A 17,249-nucleotide genomic window follows, 5' to 3' on the forward strand; every position below is an offset into this window, starting at 1 on the left:
GTGCTGCAGCAAACAATCCAGGACTTATCGTCCGTAACCTTCGCGTGAACGCAAATCCAACCCCCTCATATAAGGCTGCCGCGTCTCATGCCTGTCGCTGCGTTTCTGGATGTCATCCGCTTCGGAGTGTCCTGTCGCATGGGCAATCTGTTGTCGCTCCCGACTGGCGCTAGGTATCACCTCACGAACGGGCGTTGACATGATCGCTCTACCAAGATTGTCTTGCCTCTGAGCAGGAGCAACGTCGCCAAATTTTGTGATTGTGTTTTCGATGTCATTTCGCGTCCCAGAACCGTAGACGGTCGGCGTCAGGTAAGTGTTCTCTACTAATTTGTTACAAATCATTTCTGCCTCGCGAAACCACGAAGAGGTGGACGGATTGTCATCGTGGACCGTCGGGGCGAATGATCGGTGGCTAACCTGGGCAGCAGAAGAGTTGCCGAGACCAGGCCCCGGATCAGCTCTGGACGAGATTTGTTGCTTTCCCTTTTCAGCAGCAGATGCTGCGATCCGTGCTGACTGTTCAAGACGCGCCCATTCGACGTCACCTAGATTCGGAAAGCCCTCGGGACTTGGCTGTGATGACGTCTGTATAGTCGGCGAATGCACATTGCTCGATCTGATGGGTGTCGCACTATGGTCCGACATCCTCTCTGTGCCCTCGACAACGCCTACTTTCTGCGAGAGGCCGTTTAAGCCCGCCCCAAACAATTCCGGTGCGGCATTCTGCATCGATGAGGATCTATCGGAGTGAGATTTGATGATTGCATCGATTTCCGCCAGAGCGGCGTCGGTCCACTCAGGGGAGCCATGGAACTCCCCTCCAGAGAACTCCGGAGCTTGCGGCGAATGCCGATCACCCGGAACAATATGTGTCTCCCTGTTAGCGCGCATCCCATCTACGCTGCCACCAACATCGTCCTTCTGCAAAGCGCCGCCAGATCCGGGCTCACGCAAATCCAGTGCGACGCTCCCTCCCGCCAGGGACGTCTTGGAGAAAGATTCAAATACTGCATCGATTTCTGCCAGAGCGGCGTCGGTCCACTCAGGGGAATCATTGCGGGTTGTTTGTGACGACCTTTGCGCGCGCGGTGAAGGATCATCAGGGAATTCGAGGATTGTGCCGCCATCGGCATCGCTAACCAGTTCGCCCGAGCGAGCACTGCTGGTTTCGTCGAGAATTTGAGTGTGCTCGACGCCGGGAGAACTTGCCTCCACATCCGAAAGTGGTGTGGTTACATGAACTGAGAGACTCTGAGCTTCATTCCCAAGGTATCGGCTGTCCGCGGTAGCATCGAGCTCCTCGAGCCCTCTAGTCGGCGCCGAGATCGTGTCATCCGAATTTCTATCCGTGTCGTAGCCGGTATCTCTCCCGAACCATTCTGCGAGTGGCCCCGAATAGAGAGCGGAAACAGAAGTGGCACCCGGCAGCGTCGAACTTCCCTGCGACGTTTCCTGAGCTCTGTCCGTCGATGGCTGACCATTATACTCACGCGATTCCGGCGTGCCTTGCTTGTTCGACGAATGCGCGCCCCTTAAACCGCCGTCCACGGGCGAAGATGCCGAAATAGTGTCTATCTCTCTGCCCAAGCCGATTTGCCGTCGCATGGTCGATCCGGTTGCACTGCCAGGATGGTCAATTTCGCGCGATCGTTTTGTGCCCCTTGTTCCTAAATCTGGCAACGCAGCAGCTTCCCTGTCGCGCTTGCCAAAACTTTCCCGTTCAAGCTCGAGCATGTACTGCATAGCGGTGCGGAACTCGCCGTTATTCTTCCGCAAAATTGCGGGTAAGTTCGTTCTGGGTTCGGATAATCCTCGCGGGATCGCAGAGGTGCTAGGCTGCGCCGCAGCAGGCCGCAGGCCGCTCGCCGATGTTTCTGGGATGTTTGGCAGAATACCTGCATTTGGCGATCTTGATAAGCCGGTTGGGATAGACGTATCCCTTCTGTCATCCCGAGCATCGATCGATTGTGCAGAGATGGAGATCGATGCGGCCCCACGCCCTTCATCGTTCAAGGCCATAGGAGCGGGACGAGTACCGCGTCTCGTCAACTGTTCATTTGCCATGATTCGGCCCTTTCCTATCTCCTAAGTCCTCCGCGCCCATCCTGGCTGCGCTCATCTCTTGCCCGTTTGCGTTCACTCGATTCCCCAGTGTCATCTTCACGCGGACGCTTTGAAGCAGGCCCCCTCCGTTGCTGGAGATCGACTGCAGCGGACAACGGATCGATCGCATTGTTGCCATGGACAATGTCCGGCAAAGAAGATGGCCGGGACGGTTCGGTCTGCGATGTGAGGAGGTCATTGCGACCCGCCCGCCCGCCGGCATCTGCCTCGGGTCCAACTTCCTCGGCGTTCAATCTGGCGCGTTTTGCTTCACTTGGCCCTGCTTCGTCCTCGCGACGTCGTTTTGAGCGCCGCTGTCGCTCGCCGGCCGTGTTGATAACAGCTTCGGTTACTGAGCGAGGAGTACCGGAATCTCCGTTTACGTGGCGCGCGCAATCCTCGGCAGCACGCGGAGAGCCGTCCCCTATGTTGCCCGCGAGAATGGTTTCGGAAACGGTTGGTTCGGCAAGACGCTCAGTCTCCAATGGCATGCGCACGCGACGGTCACCTTCATTATTGAATTCAGCCGGCCCCTGGAAACGAAGGTGTGCCTCATCTTGCGGATTGTTGGATCGAGGCACACCATTGGATCCGCTCGCGAATGCTTCAAACGGCGGTGGATCGGAGGGTTGATCGGCTTCTGGATGATCTCCTTGCGATTGGTCCAAATCTGTGTCTTCGAACCGAATATGGCGGGCCTGCCGCTCAAGGCGCCAAAATTCGCCATAAGTGAGCGGCCGCTCAAAGATACCACGTTCTGCTCGCGAGCTCGCATCGAGAAAAATGCCATGGCGAAGCGAAATCTCGGCCATCTTTATGCGCAAGGCGTCGTAATTCAGCTGTGGATGGCGCTTAGATATCTTCAGCCAGCCATGTCCCAAGAGTTCGCGACGATTGACCACGACATGCAGGTGCGGGTGATCTCGGTCGATGTGAAAGGCAGTAAGATAGCTGTAACGGCCACCCCCATTGCCTGATCCAAACATCTCGGCCGCCCACTCCCGGCTCGCTTCATAAGCTGCCGCCTGGCTGGTACCCGCTGGGAAGCTTACAATTATATGGGTGGTTAACTCTTGTTCCCTTTCCTCGTCTGGCCGACTTTCATCATAAATTCCAGTCTCCTGAACCCAGCTTCGGGCAAGCTCGGGGATTTGATCCGGCGGTAGGGGAATGCCGAGATGCCGGGCTGAACGCTGCAGCTCCAACTTGCCTTTGCGGGACAGATACTCCAACTGATTGATGATCTGTTGAAGGGTCTTGGTCCCACCACCAGGCACAATGCGAATGATAACTTGAGCTCGATCGGGCATCCAACATGCTCCCCGGCAGGTGTAACGTCAGTGCTACAAGGCGTCTTTCAGCATCGAGCAACCATCAATCCGTCGCCGGGATACGGACAAAATAGAACGGAGCAAGCCATCGAGCTCAGCGAATGATTCGCCGAAAGCGATACGCTCGGCTCGCAGTGCCTCCACGTCCAATTGCGGATTTTCCGTATAGGCAGATAGCAGCGCGGCAACATTGGTTGAGAGCGTTCCGATAGACAGAAGTATGGCTTCCATCTTCCGACGAGTCTCTTGATCGATTTCGAGAAAGCCGCCAATGCGCCGCACCGCAACTCGCATGGCCATGCTGTCGGAGAGTCCCAACAGGCGTGCTTGTTGAGAAAAGCTCTCATATTCCGCCGATCGCAATCGGGTGCTCACAACCTTGAAGCCTTCAACCTTCACGCGCTCAAGCTGGCTGATGGCAATGTCGTTTGAAGTGGACTTACTGCCTTGCGACATAGCATCCTCCATAGAAAAACGGAACAATCTGCACTTGTCCGTCGTGAACTTTCCGCGTCGGCACGAATGGAAACCTAGCCTCACAGACAATGAAATCAACAATACATGAGTAATATTTCTATTTATATTGTTACATTTGCAATTGTTCTATCATGATAATGAAATATAAAATCGGATATATGCTTTTATTCATTAGCAACCGAAACTTCATACACACAAACAAAAATACAGACGCACTTCCGTTTCACAACGTCCACAGGGTAAAGACATGAAACTTCTGACATTTTGCTCTTTTAAAGGAGGCGCCGGCAAAACGACGGCACTCATGGGCCTTTGTGCCGCCTTTGCAAGTGACGGCAAACGAGTGGCTCTCTTCGATGCCGACGAAAATCGGCCGCTAACACGATGGAAAGAAAACGCCCTGCGCAGCAGTACTTGGGATTCTTCGTGCGAGGTTTACGCCGCTGAAGAAATGTCGCTTCTTGAGGCGGCCTATGAGGATGCCGAGCTTCAGGGTTTTGATTATGCGCTTGCCGATACACATGGCGGTTCGAGCGAACTCAACAACACGATCATTGCTAGCTCAAACCTGCTTCTGATCCCCACCATGTTAACTCCGCTCGACATCGATGAAGCACTATCGACCTACCGCTATGTCATCGAGCTGCTGCTGAGCGAGAACCTCGTAGTTCCGACAGCTGTATTGCGCCAACGTGTCCCGGTTGGTCGACTTACCACGTCGCAGCGCGCGATGTCAGACATGCTGGCGAGTCTTCCTGTTGTGCAATCTCCTATGCACGAGAGAGACGCATTTGCCGCGATGAAGGAACGTGGCATGTTGCATCTCACATTGCTGAACATGAGAAACGATCCCACGATGCGCCTCCTCGAGCGGAATCTCAGGATTGCGATGGAGGAACTCGTGACGATTTCGAACTTGATTGGCGAAGCCTTGGAGGCTTGAAAATGGGGATTCGCAAACCCGCTTTGTCTGTCGGCGAAGCCAGGCGGCTTGCCGCCGCTCGACCCGAGATCGTCCATCCAAACTTGCCTCTTTCCTCCCAAAACTTGGCCCTTCCGCAGTTACCTGAAAAGGCCAACCAGGAAGATCGACGACCTCCTCCTGCCATCACCAAGCGTCGTCACAACCCCGATCGGCAATCAATACTGACTGTGGATGCGCTTAGTTCCATTGCGCCGCAGGAAAAAATCCAGGTCTTTCTTTCGGCGCGGCCGCCCGCGCCTGAGGTATCGAAAATATACGATAACTTGGTTCTGCAATACAGCGCTTCCAAGTCACTGCAGATGATCTTGCGACGCGCGCTCGGCGATTTCGAGAACATGCTGGCGGACGGATCGTTTCGCGCGGCTCCGAAAAGTTATCCGATCCCCCAGGCAATTTCCGAAAAATCTATCATCGTTCAGACCTCCCGCATGTTCCCGGTATCGCTACTGGAAATAGCTCGCAATCATTTTGATCCATTGGGATTGGAGACTGCGCGGGCTTTTGGCCACAAACTGGCTACGGCCGCGCTTGCATCTTTCTTTGCAGGAGAGAGGAAAACTAAAGGCTGACCTTTGAAAAAGGGGGTCTATCCGATCACTTCGCGGTACTGATGTGCTCGGATAGAGCGGAGTGGAGACAGTCTGGTCAGGCTGCGGAACAATCAGTTCACTTTGGGAGCAAGCTGCCACGGCAATATGCACCACTGCGTCACGCCGCCATCATGCCTCCATAGGAAACATTCACGTCAGCGTCAAAGAAATAGCCGGCGCCTCTTGCAGTCTTGATCAACTGAGGGTTTGCTGCGTCTTCTTCGAGTTTTCGGCGGAGCCTCAATATGAGGACGTCAATACTTCTGTCATATACCTCCTCCTCGCGCACTCGACTGGCGATCAGAAGCTGCTCGCGTGATAGGACGTCGCGCGGTTTCTCTAGGAAAGCAACCAAAAGATTAAATTCACCGGCAGTGAGTTTCACCTCAGCGCCCTCCTCCGAAATCAAACGGCGTTGCCTAAGGTTAAGGGTCCAGTCAGCGAAATAAAATGAGCGTCGATCTTTCGTTCGCGCGACGTTGGGCCGCACACGCAACGCAACACGGATGCGCGCCAGGAACTCGCGGGTCCCAAACGGCTTGGAAATAAAATCGGTTGCTCCCAGCTCGAGCGCGACAACTTTGTCCGCCTCCTCAAGGCGATCACCGCTAATGATTATGATCGGGACGTCGGACTTGGTCGCCAGCGTGCGAACGATCTCAAGCCCATCTTCGCGACCCAAATTAAGATCGACAACCGCGACATCGACGGTCTCGGAAGAGAGCACACGATTGAACTGCTTGCTGTCGGCTACCGCGGTCACCTTAAAAGCATGTATCGTAAGATACTCAACTATAAGATGCCGCATAGCGACATCGTCATCGATGACAAGAACGTGTTTCAACGGTTCACCTTTCAATCTAGGATCCTGGCCAGCAATTTGCAGCTCACAGAATCTATGCATGCAAAGGATGTATGCGTTAGACTCCACTCGTCAATTTTTTCTCACTATACGGGCACTCCGGCAAAATTTCGGCCAGCCCGTGCATGACAAAAATGCTAACGAGATGTTTCAATTCGATGACAAAGATTGCTAGGCTTTGCTACAAATGTAATTTTGTAACAAATCCCACGAGATTTTGAGGAAAGCAACAACTACTGTTGATTGAGAAGGTCGCCTATTGTCTCGCCTCGGCGGCGAGCCTCTGCCGCAAGCCAGATTTCGCCCACCTCGTAAACGTCATCGTAGGCGTGGAAGGGTATGATGACATCGATCGCCGTTGCGAGCATGTCAATCAGTGTACGATCTTCCAAGCTAGCGCCTTGCGTGCTACTTTTCACGAGTGAAAACAGCTTTTTGAAACCTTGAATGGGATTGGCGCCGTGTATTGTGGAAATCGATCCCGGATGCCCTGAGACGACTTCGCTCAGATAAGCCCATGCGGCGTCGTCGCGCATCTCGCCGAGCAATATTCGGTCCGGTCGCATGCGCAGACTAGCCTGGAGCAGGTGCTCGGCGGTCACGGCACCCAGCCCAGCCCCGTTCTTAGAATAGAGTAACCTTACGTGGTTCTCGTGTGGGATGACGAGTTCGAGCGTATCTTCGATGGTGATCAGCCTTTCCTGTGGCGGGATAGCGCTGATCAAGGTCTTGCTCATCGTTGTCTTGCCGCTCCCAGTGGGACCGCAGAGCAGCATCGTCAGCCGACCAACGACGCATGCATGTAGAAACGCTTCCAGATTCCCGTTGTCATAGTGCTGAAGGATAGCTTCATCATGCTGATCTTGGCGCATTTTTCGTGTCTGCCACTGATTCCACCTCGAAGCATCGTAACGAGACGAGACTTCTTTAAGACCAGAAACACGGGAGCTTGGCCGTCGAATCGTCAAGCTGACGGTGCCCGACGGGACGGTCGGCGGCAGACAGATTTGTAGCCGCTCGCCACCTGGAAGTTCAGTGGCGCAGAGGGGGTTGCGTGGTCCGACGTCCTGTTTTCTCAACGCGCCCGCTAAAATAGCGATATCTTCGAGATCATCATAAGACAGAGGCAGAGGCAACTTGGTGAAGATGCCGGCTTGGCGCACAAATGCCTCTCCAGGTCGATTTATCGCAACTTCTTCGGTCTTCGGGTCATCGAGCCACTCCAAAATCGGTTTGAGAAGGAAGCGTAATTGCGGATCCACCTCCATTTCTATTCTATCCCCATTTATAAGCGAAAAGTTGAATTCGTTAGCGGCGGCGATCCCGCCCCCGCGCCGGACCGCCAGTCATGCGAAGCTGGTAAACGCCTGAGAAATCGAGGTCCCGTGCCACGAAAATAGAGACCGTATCACCCTGATTTTTCTTCAGGGTTGGCGGTATGTTGATGGTGGCCTTGAGGGCTGTGTCAGCTGTTTGTTCACCGTTGTTTTGAAAGCTGTTGAAGCTCATCCCGCCACCCGAGCTGCCAGCGTAGGTGCTAGCTGCCTGGAAGGCGCCTTGCACAACACTCAAGAGCATGGCCCCGTTAAAGCGCTGCCAGAAGTGGTTATCGACCGTGCCCGGCAATCCCGAGCGACCGAGTTCGTCTGCGCTTGGCGATGCAAGCGAGATCATGGCATGGTCGGGTGTCTCCGCGCGATCCCACAGCACAAAAACGCGGGCGTCCCCCTGTTGTAGACCGCGCTGGATTTCGCCGACGACGGTGGTGCCACGATCAAGAAGCACGACATTGTTTGTTGTTCCACGAACATCTTGGGGCAACACACATTTTACATAGCCTGCCAAATTTGTGTCGATCGCCGTTTGCAAGATGCATGGAATAATCGTCCCTTGCGTCACCATGAAATCCGGATGTGGCAGGAGCGTGGCCCTGCTGGGCTGCAGCTCCGTGGGTTTCATACGTATCGACAGATCATTCTCAGCGGACATTTCGCCGTTCGGCAAGGAGCTGTCTCCCCCCTTGCCTTCGTGTCTTCGGTCCATGTCGCCCTGACTAGCGCGCTTGCTGATCCCTTGATCACCACTGGTATACGCAAAAATCGGTGTTTCTTCCGGCCGCGGCTCATGTCGCTCCGGCTCGCTTCGTGTTGGTGGAGGAGCAGCCGGCTGAACGGCTTCCTGGACCGCCGGAGGATCCGGCGTAACACCAATAGGAGCCGGATGAAACGGCTTGGTGTTCGTGGCGATCATGGTTGACGGCGATGCGTTCCCACTCTCCTTTTTTTGACGCCCACCGAGCCAAATGAGGCTTAATGATAGCGCGAGAACGACACCTCCTACGATTAACTTTTGAGACCCCGAAAGGCGCCGGCGATGTGCGTCGGAGACCAGGGATCCAGATGCATCGACCCCATGTGTCGATTGCTGATTGTCGTTGTTCATCCCTTCGCCTCCTTTAGGACGCGCTTCACATCAGGCCTCACAGTGCCCGTCTGCGGCCTTCGGCCAACGGGATCGTAAGCGGTATTCCAGATGCATAGTACGGTGTGGCCGTCCCTCAGACGCCAACCACGGGAAACCGAAGGAATTTCGACATAGCTCCCTTTCACTGAATAGTTCGCGACAGCTTCCTTGCCATCCGGATTGATGATGTAGATGGAGGGTATGCGTACATTGCCTGGAAAGTGGAATACCGTCGTAAATCCATTATCGAAGACTTCGAGTGGCAACAGCGAACGATCGCCTTGGGCGACGTAGTGCCAATTATTGTCCGTCGCACCAACGGTCGTGGTAGGCTGATCCAATAAATCCACGGCTCTCCGTTGATATTGTGCTTCCGCGTGCAGTCTGTCCACAACAGCCTTCTCTTGTGCCTCCTTTCGGCGAGCCGCCGCGTCGTCGGCGGGGTAAGCGAATTGGACGCTGTAGTAGAGATCGGGCTGCTCTTTATCGAGGTGTGACAGCGTCTTGGAACTTATACTGAAAACGTAACGGCGCATCCCAGAGTCGCTTGCGGTTAGCACGACCACTGGCTGAGGCGGGAGAACCTGGCTAGCCTTGAAGAATAGATAATTTCCGCGCGGTAGGGCGGCGAGATCTTTGCTATTGGAAACGGCAACTGCTGTTACCGTTTCGTTAGCCGCGAATGTAACAACCAAAGTGGCTCCAACCGCCGTCGATAGGCGCACCACTTGATCGGGATTATAAGCCAAATAACGCATGCGCGGATCAAGCTTGCCCGCCGTTGGCGCGTCTTCGGCCTTCGCGCCCGTCGCAGCGGAAAGTAAACATGCCAGAATGAGAAATGCTTTTTTCGTCATGGTTCGCTATGACCTACGTTCGAAACGGTATCTTCCGATGTCTGGTAGGAGGTGACAACCAAACCTCCCGGGTTGGTCAGTCTCAACCTGCCGGGCAAGCTGCCTACCTTTTCGTAGCGAACTGTCGCAGTCCACGTACTCACTACCGGCATTTTGCCGTCGACGACGAGGGTCCGTTTGTAGCGAATTTGCTGCACACCCGGAGTAACATCATTTGAAGCGATGTGCTCGACCTCTAGCCTGCCGCGTTTGCCAAGAATGACTTGAGGCGAATTGGGATTGGGATAGTTGAAGAATTGCTGATAATCTTGACGCACTGTTGGGGCGCTGAAATTCGATACCAGGTCATAGGCGTACTGAGCGGTATCGGCATTATAGCTCTCGCGCAGCCGAACATATTCCCACAACGAGGCGTTAACGACGGCCTCTTCCTGAGTTGCAGGCAATCGCGAGACGGACACCTCGCTGTCAACGGTGCCGTCCGGCCGTATCCATAGATATACGGGCACAAGCCTGATCAGCGGCACCATGGTGGCGATAGTGAAGGCTTGAGCAACATTCCCCAAAACCGCGACGGCTGCGACAGCTGCAATGACCTTGGAGAGACGTCGCGCCGATTTCGCACGCGCGGTTTGAAAAGCTTCCACTTCCTTGTAGTGCTCGGCCAGGCTTTCGCGCGCCACTAGCAAGGCATATTCAGGCCCCTTCATGGCGTCCACCCGCATTGCTGAGCTGAAGATCTGACGGAGTAGGCTGCCATCGCCCCACATTCAGCGGGAATATTGGGCCTTTGCAGCTCGCCAGTTTGTCGTTTGTCTGGCAGCCGCCTAAAGCGAGAGCCAGGCACAGCAGGCAATATTTCATAGAGTTCTCCATTAACGCGAATTTTTCGCGCGACCTAACGTCGCTCGACCTGAGCGAAGCGGCGGTACAAACTGTTGGCAGATTGGGTCGCGCCGCTCCAATAACTGCCTCCGATGTTGCCGGCGATTGCCGGCAAAGCGACAATGAGCGCATCACCGGTCAGAAAGAACATGTCGAGCTCGTACAGACCAATGATCTTGGCCGCGGTCGTACCCGCAAGGGTGATTACACCAAGCATAAGCGCGAGCGCAGTCGCTTCGGTTAGGATGACTATTGTCGCCACAAGGTTTAGCAGGAGAAGCAGGAGACCATAGGTGATAAGTTGCCCAATCCACTTGGCCGCGATGTCGCGAGTGCGATCAAAGATATATCCTATTAGGATCAGAGGGCCGATCGCGAGAAGCACCTTCGTGAGAATTCCGACGGCGTCGTAGATTCCGAAGGCAGACCAGAGCGTGCCGTAAAAGACCCACTGAGCCCCCTGGAAAGCAAGGATGTCCTGGTCGTTCATCGGGCCGATTTCGGAAGCAATTTTCTGAAATGCGGCTTGGGTTAGGGCGAACATTGTATCCAGCTGAGCGGGAATGGTCTGCAAAGGCAGACCGCTGCCACTAAACTGCTGAATAAAGTTCGGGATCGTCTCTTCAAAGACTGAAACCACATAGTCGTGGTAGTTGGCCTGCCCGACGACGAGGGCGACGACGACGGTCACCGTGATCACCCGAGTGATACCGCCGCGCGTGTCGATTTCGCCACGCATGACTAGAACACCCTGAACGATAATCCAAAGAGTGACACAGGCGATCAATGGCGCGCTCACCGCCTCCTGGATCGTCCCAAGCATTGTGTCCAGGCTTGCCGTAAAGGCTAGATCGAAGATCGTATGAATGGCCGTAAATGGCGCCGGAATCGTGAAATTCATCGTTTGGACCTGACCTTGACCGGCTTGTCGCAGAATGTCGGATACAATGAACTCGCATCCTGAAGTGTGCGGATGGGCGGCACGAATAAGTCGCCCAGTCTCAGGGGACTGCCCCAAAGATGACAGCGGTCTTTTGATGCTCCTTGCGTTGAGCGGCCGCCTCTTCCGCCTCGTGAAGGCCAGCCTGCGCGGTGGTCATCGTTAACAAGCTGGTCGCCTGTACATTTTGAATCATTGCGTCATGGATCTGCTTGAGAAGCAAACCGTTGGTGACGGTTGCCTGCATGATATTGCGAGAGCGAGAAAGCTGTGCAGACGTCTCAGCATTCGCCGTCAAGCGTTTGTCCATCGCCTCTAGGTTGTCAGCCGCAATGCCGGCGCTATTTGCGGAACCGGTGATCTGTGATCGCAACAGATCCGCTTCAGCGTCGCCACCAACTACGGCGCGATCTGAATCGGTGGTGATCGCACGTGCCGTGGTCGACATTGGCATTCGCGGCGAAAACATTTCCGTGTCCAAGTCCCTGGTAGAGGGATACTGATTTTTTTGGTTGAGCGAAGTTAGCAGTCCAGTGACGCCGTAGGCCGACGTCAGCATTGTAACCATCTCTATAGTCTGAGTGAGATTTTCCGCAGTTGCGAGCGCCGTTGCCAGCGTCTCGGCTTCCGTCCCGGGGTCGCTAACAACGAACTGCGCCCGCGCGGATCCAACACAAAGAAGGCTTACGGTCAAAGCCGCTGCAATAAGTCGCGTCGTCTTCATAGTTTCCTACCTTTGATCAATCTTTTGCTTCGTGGTAACGGGCCATGAATTCACTGAGCCAGGCGGATGGGTTATCTCCTTGCGCCTCGCGCAACTGATCCGCGAAGCGTACCGTGTTGGCGCGCCCCGAAAGTACGGCGACATATTCGCGCATTTCCCGCAGATCAAATTCGCAGATGACGCTTCCGCTCTCTCGTTTAAGCAGGAACTTCCGCTTACCCACTGCCATGTCTTCACGGATCGCTTGGAATTCTTTTTCGGTGCATTTCAGTCCATCAACATAAGCCGATCGATCTGCGGTAGGTGATGGATAGAAAATCTTCGTCATGCATTGCGCAACCAGGCTAGCGCCTAGCTGCGATTCCAGAACATGCTCCGGTTGCTGCGTTGCCAGTATTAGCATCCCGTTGTTTTTGCGAACGGTAAGCAGGAATTTATCGACGACCGCCGAAAATTTAGGGTTTAATAAATAGGCGCGAAACTCATCGCAACTCATCACAAACCGGCGGCCGTCGACCATGGCTCCAATTCGATGGAGGAGATATGCAGCGGCGGGAGCGCATACCTCCTCATATTCGAGAAGATGCGTCATATCGAAACCAGTAATCGAAGGATCCAACTTTACTTCGTCAAGCTCGCCGTCAAATGCCCAACCCAGCGCATTGCCTCGGCACCAGCGTTGGAGTCGCGCTCCCGCGCCTTCGGCGGGCCCATGCAACAGAAATTCACGTAACCCCGCGATTGAACGCATATGTGGATCGAACGAGAGTTGTCGATGGATACCCCGCATCAAACGGCGATTCTCTTCGGGGGATATTCCACCGCGGCCATCACTCTCAATGAGAGCTACGATCCATTCGCGCAGAAAATCATGTGAGGCTGCTGTATTTTCCAGGCCACGCAACGGCGCCAATCCGCTCGGCGCGCCTCTGCGAAGTGCCAAATATGTTCCTCCAGTGGCACGAACCAGCAATTCACCGCCCCGGTCCTTGTCGAAGAAGACGATTGCACCTGCGCGGTCAACCATGCTTTGCTCGAGCATGGCGAGGATGAAAGTCATGAGCGTCGTCTTGCCCCTTCCGATTGGGCCGAATATCGCCGTCATGCCAACGTCGTGCTCATGCGGGATGTAATCGAAAGGCGTTCCGCCATTGGTGCGAAAGCGCGCAATCGCGTTGCCCCAGTGGCCTGAGTCGGCGCCCTCGGGAAAATTCTCGAAAGAGACCAAACCGGCGAAGTTTCGCGAGGTGATTGCGCCTGGACGTGTGCGCCACTTATAGTTTCCCGGCAATTGCGACCAGTAAGCCGCTTCCATGCCAATACCCTCTTGGACAACCACGGCCCCTGCATCCGCCAATCGCGTCCGGGCCCGAGCACCTCTGTCGGCGAGACTATTGAGATCGTTTGCATATATGCAAAGGCTCAAATGGTGTGACCCCATAACGAATTCGTTGCTCGCCAGTGCGTCCTCCGCCTCCGATAATTTGCTGATTTGGGTAACGGCTTTGTCACCGGAACTCACCATCTGGCTCGACTTAAGGCTAAGCTTCGCGTGCGCTTGCGCGCGTGTCAGGAATGAAAAGCCCTGCGTCAGAACGAGTGGAAAATCGAGAGACAATAAAGTGTTAAGCATGCCCGGTCGCGTCCTTGCCGGGTATTCGCGAAACGAGTAGATAGATCCAACGTAACTGTCTTTTGGTGTTCGGATCTCTAGTCCTCGCTTGCCGCAAATGACTCGGTCGGTATAAATTGAAGCACCGAGTGAGCCACTGACGACCGGAACCGGCGTGAACCGACCAGTCATTATTAGCCGCAGCGCTTCACCAATCTCCGTGAAAAGCACATCCTGCTTCTCACGAATACCAAGACGACGCAGGCCGTAAGCTTCGAGAGCGCCAGCGACAACATGCCAAAGATCTTCCAAGTTCCTGATTTGACTTGAGAGATCGTTTTCCTTTTTCTTGTAAAGTTTGTTGAACCTCCTCCTTACTTTGCCAAGCGCAGTCTGAGGAAACACGATCAGCGTTAGGAAGTGGTCATTGCGAAGGAGCTGGCCGGAGAGCACGCGCTGCTCAAAAGCTTCGCTCAGGCTGGCCGAGAACGCGCTGCGGAAATGTCGCGGCGCCGATGGTGGCACATCGTCATGACGTACGAGGTGAGCATATATAGACACATGATCATCCGCGATATTGCGCAAAAGCGTATTGAATGCACGACAACGTGCATTGCGCATTTCAGCATCCTCGAGCTCGAAGGCGACGCCACTAACATGCGCCATCGTCATGATCGATCCATCTTCGAGAAGGACGATGTGGTCGCTGAGGTGCCCAACGTAGGGTAGATAGATCTCACCGGATCTTTCGGTCGTGCCACTTGCGCCGAACATTACGCCATTCCTCTCCCTCGTGCGGAGACCTTGATCGGATTTGGGCTAACGCTTGCGCCGCCCCAGATAAGACCATCAACGCTCCTTCCTGCCGTCTGCAAAAACAGCAGAACGACGCTGGCCGCGTTGTAGTCTCGCTCCACGACGAGCCGCGCTGCGAACCACAAGGGGACGAGAATGACTTCGTAAAGCGGGTTCTGAACGATCACGATGACAAAGCCGGCAAACATCATGAATAGCCCCGCCAATGTCAGTGGCACCCCAAGAAACAATGCGGGCCGTGTCGCCGCGAGGTAGAGGGTCGCTTCTTCCAGGCGATCATTCATCAAGCACCGCCGGTCAGCGTTTTGCCGAGGAAGCTAGCTCCAAACATGATGACGATGCCGCCGACGACGCCGGCAACGAGACCAAGCGAAGCCCGCCCGAACATCCAGGAGATTCCAATGGCCACAATGCCGAGAACAGCCAGTGACTGGCCGAACGGACCAAGGATAAACGTGCATATATTGTTAACCATTGTGGCTGGGTCAGCGCCGCCACCCGCAGATTGGGCTGCGGCCGGGCCTGAGGAGAATATACTCCAACCCATTGCGCCGCCCACGCTCGGCGCATAGCCAGATACCACGCGCATCATCGCGTTCGACAGGGAGAGGCGATTCAGATGTACTCGGTATCTCTCAAAGCATCGCATTATTGCGGATCTCCTTTGTTTAAATCGAACAAGAGTTGATTGTCGTCTTCGGATTTGCGGTGGTCCTGGTCTGGAGGCGGCGGTGGACCGGATGAACCGCCAGCGCCACCCTCCTGAGAACGGCGCTTGTATGAACCCCAAACATCCCATGTTTCCTCGGATCTTGGTTTCTCGCGATCGTCTTTTGAACGCTCGGTTAACGAGGGAACGAGCTGTTGAGCGGCCGTCTCAACTTTTCGCACGTAGCCATTCGCGAAGCCGTGCGTGAAATCACCGGTGTTATAGGCGGAGATTGCCCGACGAAGCGCCAATTGCTCTTCGTCCGCCGTGTGGCCGCCAGCATAGCGGCTCTCAAGCAAGCTAGCGGCGGCGGATAGTGAGGTACACGGTTGAAGAGCGCCGTCGGGCGTCAGACCGAGCACGCGAAAATTCCGGGAATTGATCTGCATGAGCCCGACATCCAGCGAATGCCGTGCATCAAGACGGTCCATCACGACTTGCGTTGCCTGTGCGTGATTCTGCCAGTGAAGCGTTTCGCCAGTGGTATTGTCATGCACCGCAAGCGGATCAAAGCGGCTCTCGACGTCAGCGATCGCTGCAAGCGTGGATGGAGCAACGGATGGGGCGCATTCGCGTGCGAAATAATTGAACTCAGCAAATGACAGGGGCGCTGAGTGGCTCGACGGGCAAGTGGAAGCCCACAAGACGATCGACAGTGGCCCCGCTGCCTTCAACATTTCTTATCTCCCCGCGCTCATAACCAACACAGCCCCTTCGGTCGAAAGAGATGCCGTCATCTGATGTTTACGATTATCGTGAGGGTCGGTTACGCTAGGATTTTCGATTTCTTCTTTTCGATTTCATTTGAAGCGAAATCCATTTTTCAATCACCCTAAGCACTCGCCGGTGAGAGACGACGCTCTGAAGCAACTGCAAGGATATAGAATGCCACGGACGTAGGGTTGCGTACCTCGCGGTGATGGACGTCTTTTGATGCAATGCCAAACGTGGAAATCGCGGCTCCAGTATGGATCGGAATGCGAATGGAAATGCGGAAGCGGGTATGGTTCGATCTCCTCACGATCAACACAACCGTCAACGCTCAACCATGGTTTTGGCCTCATGACCCCTTGCGATCGCATTGCGCGGCTATATGTCCAACTTAACGAGATGGAGCCAGTGATCTGGCGCAGAGTCGAGGTATCGCTTAGCTTGAGCCTCAAGGCCCTTCACGACGTCATCCAGGCCATGATGTTGTTTGAAAATTATCACCTTTTCGAGTTTGAGGCCGGTGGTAGGCAATATGATGCGCCAGGTCCCGAAGGCGCCTACGGCCGCAAGACCTATGCGGCTCGCAATGTCCGCATTGCAGCACTCGTCGATCGCGGTGTATCGACCTTCACCTACACATATGACTTTGGTGATTACTGGCAGCATACCATCAAGATCGAAGCTGCAAATCCCGCCCTTGAATATCCGTGCTTCCTCGATGGCGAGCACAGGGCACCACCGGAGGACGTTGGCGGAAAAAGCGGCTTCACGGAGTTCCTGAAAGCAATGGCTAGGCCGCGGCATCCTCAGCATCGCCAATTCACGCGTTGGTATGGCGGGCCCTTCGATCCCGCCGATATCAGCGTCGACGTCGTCCAGGATCGTATTGCTAAACTCGCTCACCGCCGAACGCTCGGAAAAGTGGGCTTTGCAAAAAGTCGGAACCAACAACATTGATCAAACCCGCGAAAAGCTAGGCAATGATTTGGGTTGTCGGTACTTCGTCCTCATGCACTCAGGTAGACAGCCACAAGATTCGATGGGGCTAAGGTTTTTGCGCAATTATGCCATCGAGATGTTAGTTCAGGATGGCTACTTCTCAGCATATGACGATGCTCCCGTGTGCGAGCTAGACGAACATCTCACCTTGCTCACGGAAGATCGCATAGAAAATCTTCAGC

At 54.7% G+C, this 17,249-nt stretch carries 18 protein-coding genes; 3 read left to right on the top strand and 15 right to left on the bottom strand.

Annotated features, from left to right (window positions below; genetic code table 11):
* Positions 1 to 24: 24 nt before the first annotated feature.
* The 3 genes from O8B93_RS11960 to virD1 are packed head-to-tail and all read right to left on the bottom strand — an operon-like array spanning position 25 to position 3,893.
* A complete protein-coding gene (locus tag O8B93_RS11960) occupies positions 25 to 2,067 on the bottom strand; it encodes a protein virD3 (protein ID WP_269710236.1) in 2,043 nt (680 codons plus the stop codon).
* 14 nt (positions 2,068 to 2,081) lie between these two features.
* The gene (locus O8B93_RS11965) at positions 2,082 to 3,416 is read right to left on the bottom strand and encodes a T-DNA border endonuclease VirD2 (RefSeq protein WP_269710237.1); all 1,335 of its coding nucleotides are present in this window, start codon (positions 3,414 to 3,416) and stop codon (positions 2,082 to 2,084) included.
* A gap of 33 nt (positions 3,417 to 3,449) precedes the next feature.
* The gene (gene virD1 / locus O8B93_RS11970) at positions 3,450 to 3,893 is read right to left on the bottom strand and encodes a T-DNA border endonuclease subunit VirD1 (RefSeq protein WP_269710238.1); all 444 of its coding nucleotides are present in this window, start codon (positions 3,891 to 3,893) and stop codon (positions 3,450 to 3,452) included.
* A gap of 268 nt (positions 3,894 to 4,161) precedes the next feature.
* On the opposite strand from virD1, the gene O8B93_RS11975 reads away from it, so the two are divergent.
* Positions 4,162 to 4,857, top strand: coding sequence for a conjugal transfer ATPase VirC1 (locus O8B93_RS11975; protein WP_269710239.1), 696 nt, complete (start codon positions 4,162 to 4,164; stop codon positions 4,855 to 4,857).
* A gap of 2 nt (positions 4,858 to 4,859) precedes the next feature.
* Positions 4,860 to 5,468: a conjugal transfer protein VirC2 gene (locus O8B93_RS11980; RefSeq protein ID WP_269710240.1), complete on the top strand. Its 609-nt coding sequence runs from the start codon at positions 4,860 to 4,862 to the stop codon at positions 5,466 to 5,468.
* Between the two features lie 139 nt (positions 5,469 to 5,607).
* Here O8B93_RS11980 and virG read toward each other — a convergent pair whose 3' ends face one another.
* The 12 genes from virG to O8B93_RS12040 all read right to left on the bottom strand — a co-directional run bounded on the left by virG (position 5,608) and on the right by O8B93_RS12040 (position 16,034).
* The gene (virG, locus tag O8B93_RS11985; RefSeq protein WP_269710308.1) at positions 5,608 to 6,369 is read right to left on the bottom strand and encodes a two-component system response regulator VirG; all 762 of its coding nucleotides are present in this window, start codon (positions 6,367 to 6,369) and stop codon (positions 5,608 to 5,610) included.
* A gap of 215 nt (positions 6,370 to 6,584) precedes the next feature.
* Positions 6,585 to 7,619 (bottom strand): P-type DNA transfer ATPase VirB11, encoded by a 1,035-nt coding sequence (gene virB11, locus O8B93_RS11990; RefSeq protein WP_269710241.1) that lies wholly within the window; start codon positions 7,617 to 7,619, stop codon positions 6,585 to 6,587.
* A 40-nt stretch (positions 7,620 to 7,659) separates the two neighbouring features.
* Positions 7,660 to 8,793 carry a type IV secretion system protein VirB10 gene (gene virB10 / locus O8B93_RS11995; RefSeq protein ID WP_269710242.1) on the bottom strand — a complete coding sequence of 378 codons (1,134 nt, stop codon included), beginning with the start codon at positions 8,791 to 8,793 and terminating at the stop codon, positions 7,660 to 7,662.
* Positions 8,790 to 9,671, bottom strand: coding sequence for a P-type conjugative transfer protein VirB9 (virB9, locus tag O8B93_RS12000; protein ID WP_269710243.1), 882 nt, complete (start codon positions 9,669 to 9,671; stop codon positions 8,790 to 8,792). The genes virB10 and virB9 overlap by 4 nt, the downstream gene beginning before the upstream one ends.
* Positions 9,668 to 10,381, bottom strand: coding sequence for a type IV secretion system protein VirB8 (locus O8B93_RS12005; protein WP_269710244.1), 714 nt, complete (start codon positions 10,379 to 10,381; stop codon positions 9,668 to 9,670). The genes virB9 and O8B93_RS12005 overlap by 4 nt, the downstream gene beginning before the upstream one ends.
* Positions 10,368 to 10,688, bottom strand: coding sequence for a type IV secretion system lipoprotein VirB7 (locus tag O8B93_RS27935; protein WP_405049057.1), 321 nt, complete (start codon positions 10,686 to 10,688; stop codon positions 10,368 to 10,370). The genes O8B93_RS12005 and O8B93_RS27935 overlap by 14 nt, the downstream gene beginning before the upstream one ends.
* Positions 10,570 to 11,457 carry a type IV secretion system protein gene (locus O8B93_RS12015; protein WP_269710246.1) on the bottom strand — a complete coding sequence of 296 codons (888 nt, stop codon included), beginning with the start codon at positions 11,455 to 11,457 and terminating at the stop codon, positions 10,570 to 10,572. The genes O8B93_RS27935 and O8B93_RS12015 overlap by 119 nt, the downstream gene beginning before the upstream one ends.
* 100 nt (positions 11,458 to 11,557) lie before the next feature.
* The gene (gene virB5, locus O8B93_RS12020; RefSeq protein WP_269710247.1) at positions 11,558 to 12,220 is read right to left on the bottom strand and encodes a pilin minor subunit VirB5; all 663 of its coding nucleotides are present in this window, start codon (positions 12,218 to 12,220) and stop codon (positions 11,558 to 11,560) included.
* A gap of 16 nt (positions 12,221 to 12,236) precedes the next feature.
* Complete coding sequence (virB4, locus tag O8B93_RS12025; RefSeq protein ID WP_269710248.1) at positions 12,237 to 14,606, bottom strand: type IV secretion/conjugal transfer ATPase VirB4; 2,370 nt, start codon at positions 14,604 to 14,606, stop codon at positions 12,237 to 12,239.
* Positions 14,606 to 14,932, bottom strand: coding sequence for a type IV secretion system protein VirB3 (locus tag O8B93_RS12030; RefSeq protein ID WP_269710249.1), 327 nt, complete (start codon positions 14,930 to 14,932; stop codon positions 14,606 to 14,608). Before O8B93_RS12030 ends, virB4 begins: the two co-directional genes overlap by 1 nt.
* Complete coding sequence (gene virB2, locus O8B93_RS12035; RefSeq protein WP_269710250.1) at positions 14,932 to 15,297, bottom strand: pilin major subunit VirB2; 366 nt, start codon at positions 15,295 to 15,297, stop codon at positions 14,932 to 14,934. The genes O8B93_RS12030 and virB2 overlap by 1 nt, the downstream gene beginning before the upstream one ends.
* Positions 15,297 to 16,034: a type IV secretion system lytic transglycosylase VirB1 gene (locus O8B93_RS12040; RefSeq protein WP_269710251.1), complete on the bottom strand. Its 738-nt coding sequence runs from the start codon at positions 16,032 to 16,034 to the stop codon at positions 15,297 to 15,299. The genes virB2 and O8B93_RS12040 overlap by 1 nt, the downstream gene beginning before the upstream one ends.
* Positions 16,035 to 16,419: 385 nt before the next feature.
* Between O8B93_RS12040 and O8B93_RS12045 the strand changes: the two genes are divergently transcribed.
* Positions 16,420 to 17,025, top strand: coding sequence for a plasmid pRiA4b ORF-3 family protein (locus O8B93_RS12045; protein WP_269710252.1), 606 nt, complete (start codon positions 16,420 to 16,422; stop codon positions 17,023 to 17,025).
* The last annotated feature ends 224 nt before the right edge of the window (positions 17,026 to 17,249 follow it).

Source organism: Martinezella rhizogenes, assembly GCF_027460065.1.
In the GTDB taxonomy this organism is placed as follows: Bacteria; Pseudomonadota; Alphaproteobacteria; order Rhizobiales; family Rhizobiaceae; genus Agrobacterium; species Agrobacterium rhizogenes_C.

Excerpts from the sequence above, each read along its gene's own strand:
- O8B93_RS11960 (WP_269710236.1), bottom strand. The coding sequence starts at position 2,067 with ATGGCAAATGAACAGTTGACGAGACGCGGTACTCGTCCCGCTCCTATG.
- O8B93_RS11965 (WP_269710237.1), bottom strand. The coding sequence starts at position 3,416 with ATGCCCGATCGAGCTCAAGTTATCATTCGCATTGTGCCTGGTGGTGGG.
- virD1 (WP_269710238.1), bottom strand. The coding sequence starts at position 3,893 with ATGTCGCAAGGCAGTAAGTCCACTTCAAACGACATTGCCATCAGCCAG.
- O8B93_RS11975 (WP_269710239.1), top strand. The coding sequence starts at position 4,162 with ATGAAACTTCTGACATTTTGCTCTTTTAAAGGAGGCGCCGGCAAAACG.
- O8B93_RS11980 (WP_269710240.1), top strand. The coding sequence starts at position 4,860 with ATGGGGATTCGCAAACCCGCTTTGTCTGTCGGCGAAGCCAGGCGGCTT.
- virB11 (WP_269710241.1), bottom strand. The coding sequence starts at position 7,619 with ATGGAGGTGGATCCGCAATTACGCTTCCTTCTCAAACCGATTTTGGAG.
- virB10 (WP_269710242.1), bottom strand. The coding sequence starts at position 8,793 with ATGAACAACGACAATCAGCAATCGACACATGGGGTCGATGCATCTGGA.
- virB9 (WP_269710243.1), bottom strand. The coding sequence starts at position 9,671 with ATGACGAAAAAAGCATTTCTCATTCTGGCATGTTTACTTTCCGCTGCG.
- O8B93_RS12005 (WP_269710244.1), bottom strand. The coding sequence starts at position 10,381 with ATGAAGGGGCCTGAATATGCCTTGCTAGTGGCGCGCGAAAGCCTGGCC.
- O8B93_RS27935 (WP_405049057.1), bottom strand. The coding sequence starts at position 10,688 with ATGCGCTCATTGTCGCTTTGCCGGCAATCGCCGGCAACATCGGAGGCA.
- O8B93_RS12015 (WP_269710246.1), bottom strand. The coding sequence starts at position 11,457 with ATGAATTTCACGATTCCGGCGCCATTTACGGCCATTCATACGATCTTC.
- virB5 (WP_269710247.1), bottom strand. The coding sequence starts at position 12,220 with ATGAAGACGACGCGACTTATTGCAGCGGCTTTGACCGTAAGCCTTCTT.
- virB4 (WP_269710248.1), bottom strand. The coding sequence starts at position 14,606 with ATGTTCGGCGCAAGTGGCACGACCGAAAGATCCGGTGAGATCTATCTA.
- O8B93_RS12030 (WP_269710249.1), bottom strand. The coding sequence starts at position 14,932 with ATGAATGATCGCCTGGAAGAAGCGACCCTCTACCTCGCGGCGACACGG.
- virB2 (WP_269710250.1), bottom strand. The coding sequence starts at position 15,297 with ATGCGATGCTTTGAGAGATACCGAGTACATCTGAATCGCCTCTCCCTG.
- O8B93_RS12040 (WP_269710251.1), bottom strand. The coding sequence starts at position 16,034 with ATGTTGAAGGCAGCGGGGCCACTGTCGATCGTCTTGTGGGCTTCCACT.
- O8B93_RS12045 (WP_269710252.1), top strand. The coding sequence starts at position 16,420 with ATGACCCCTTGCGATCGCATTGCGCGGCTATATGTCCAACTTAACGAG.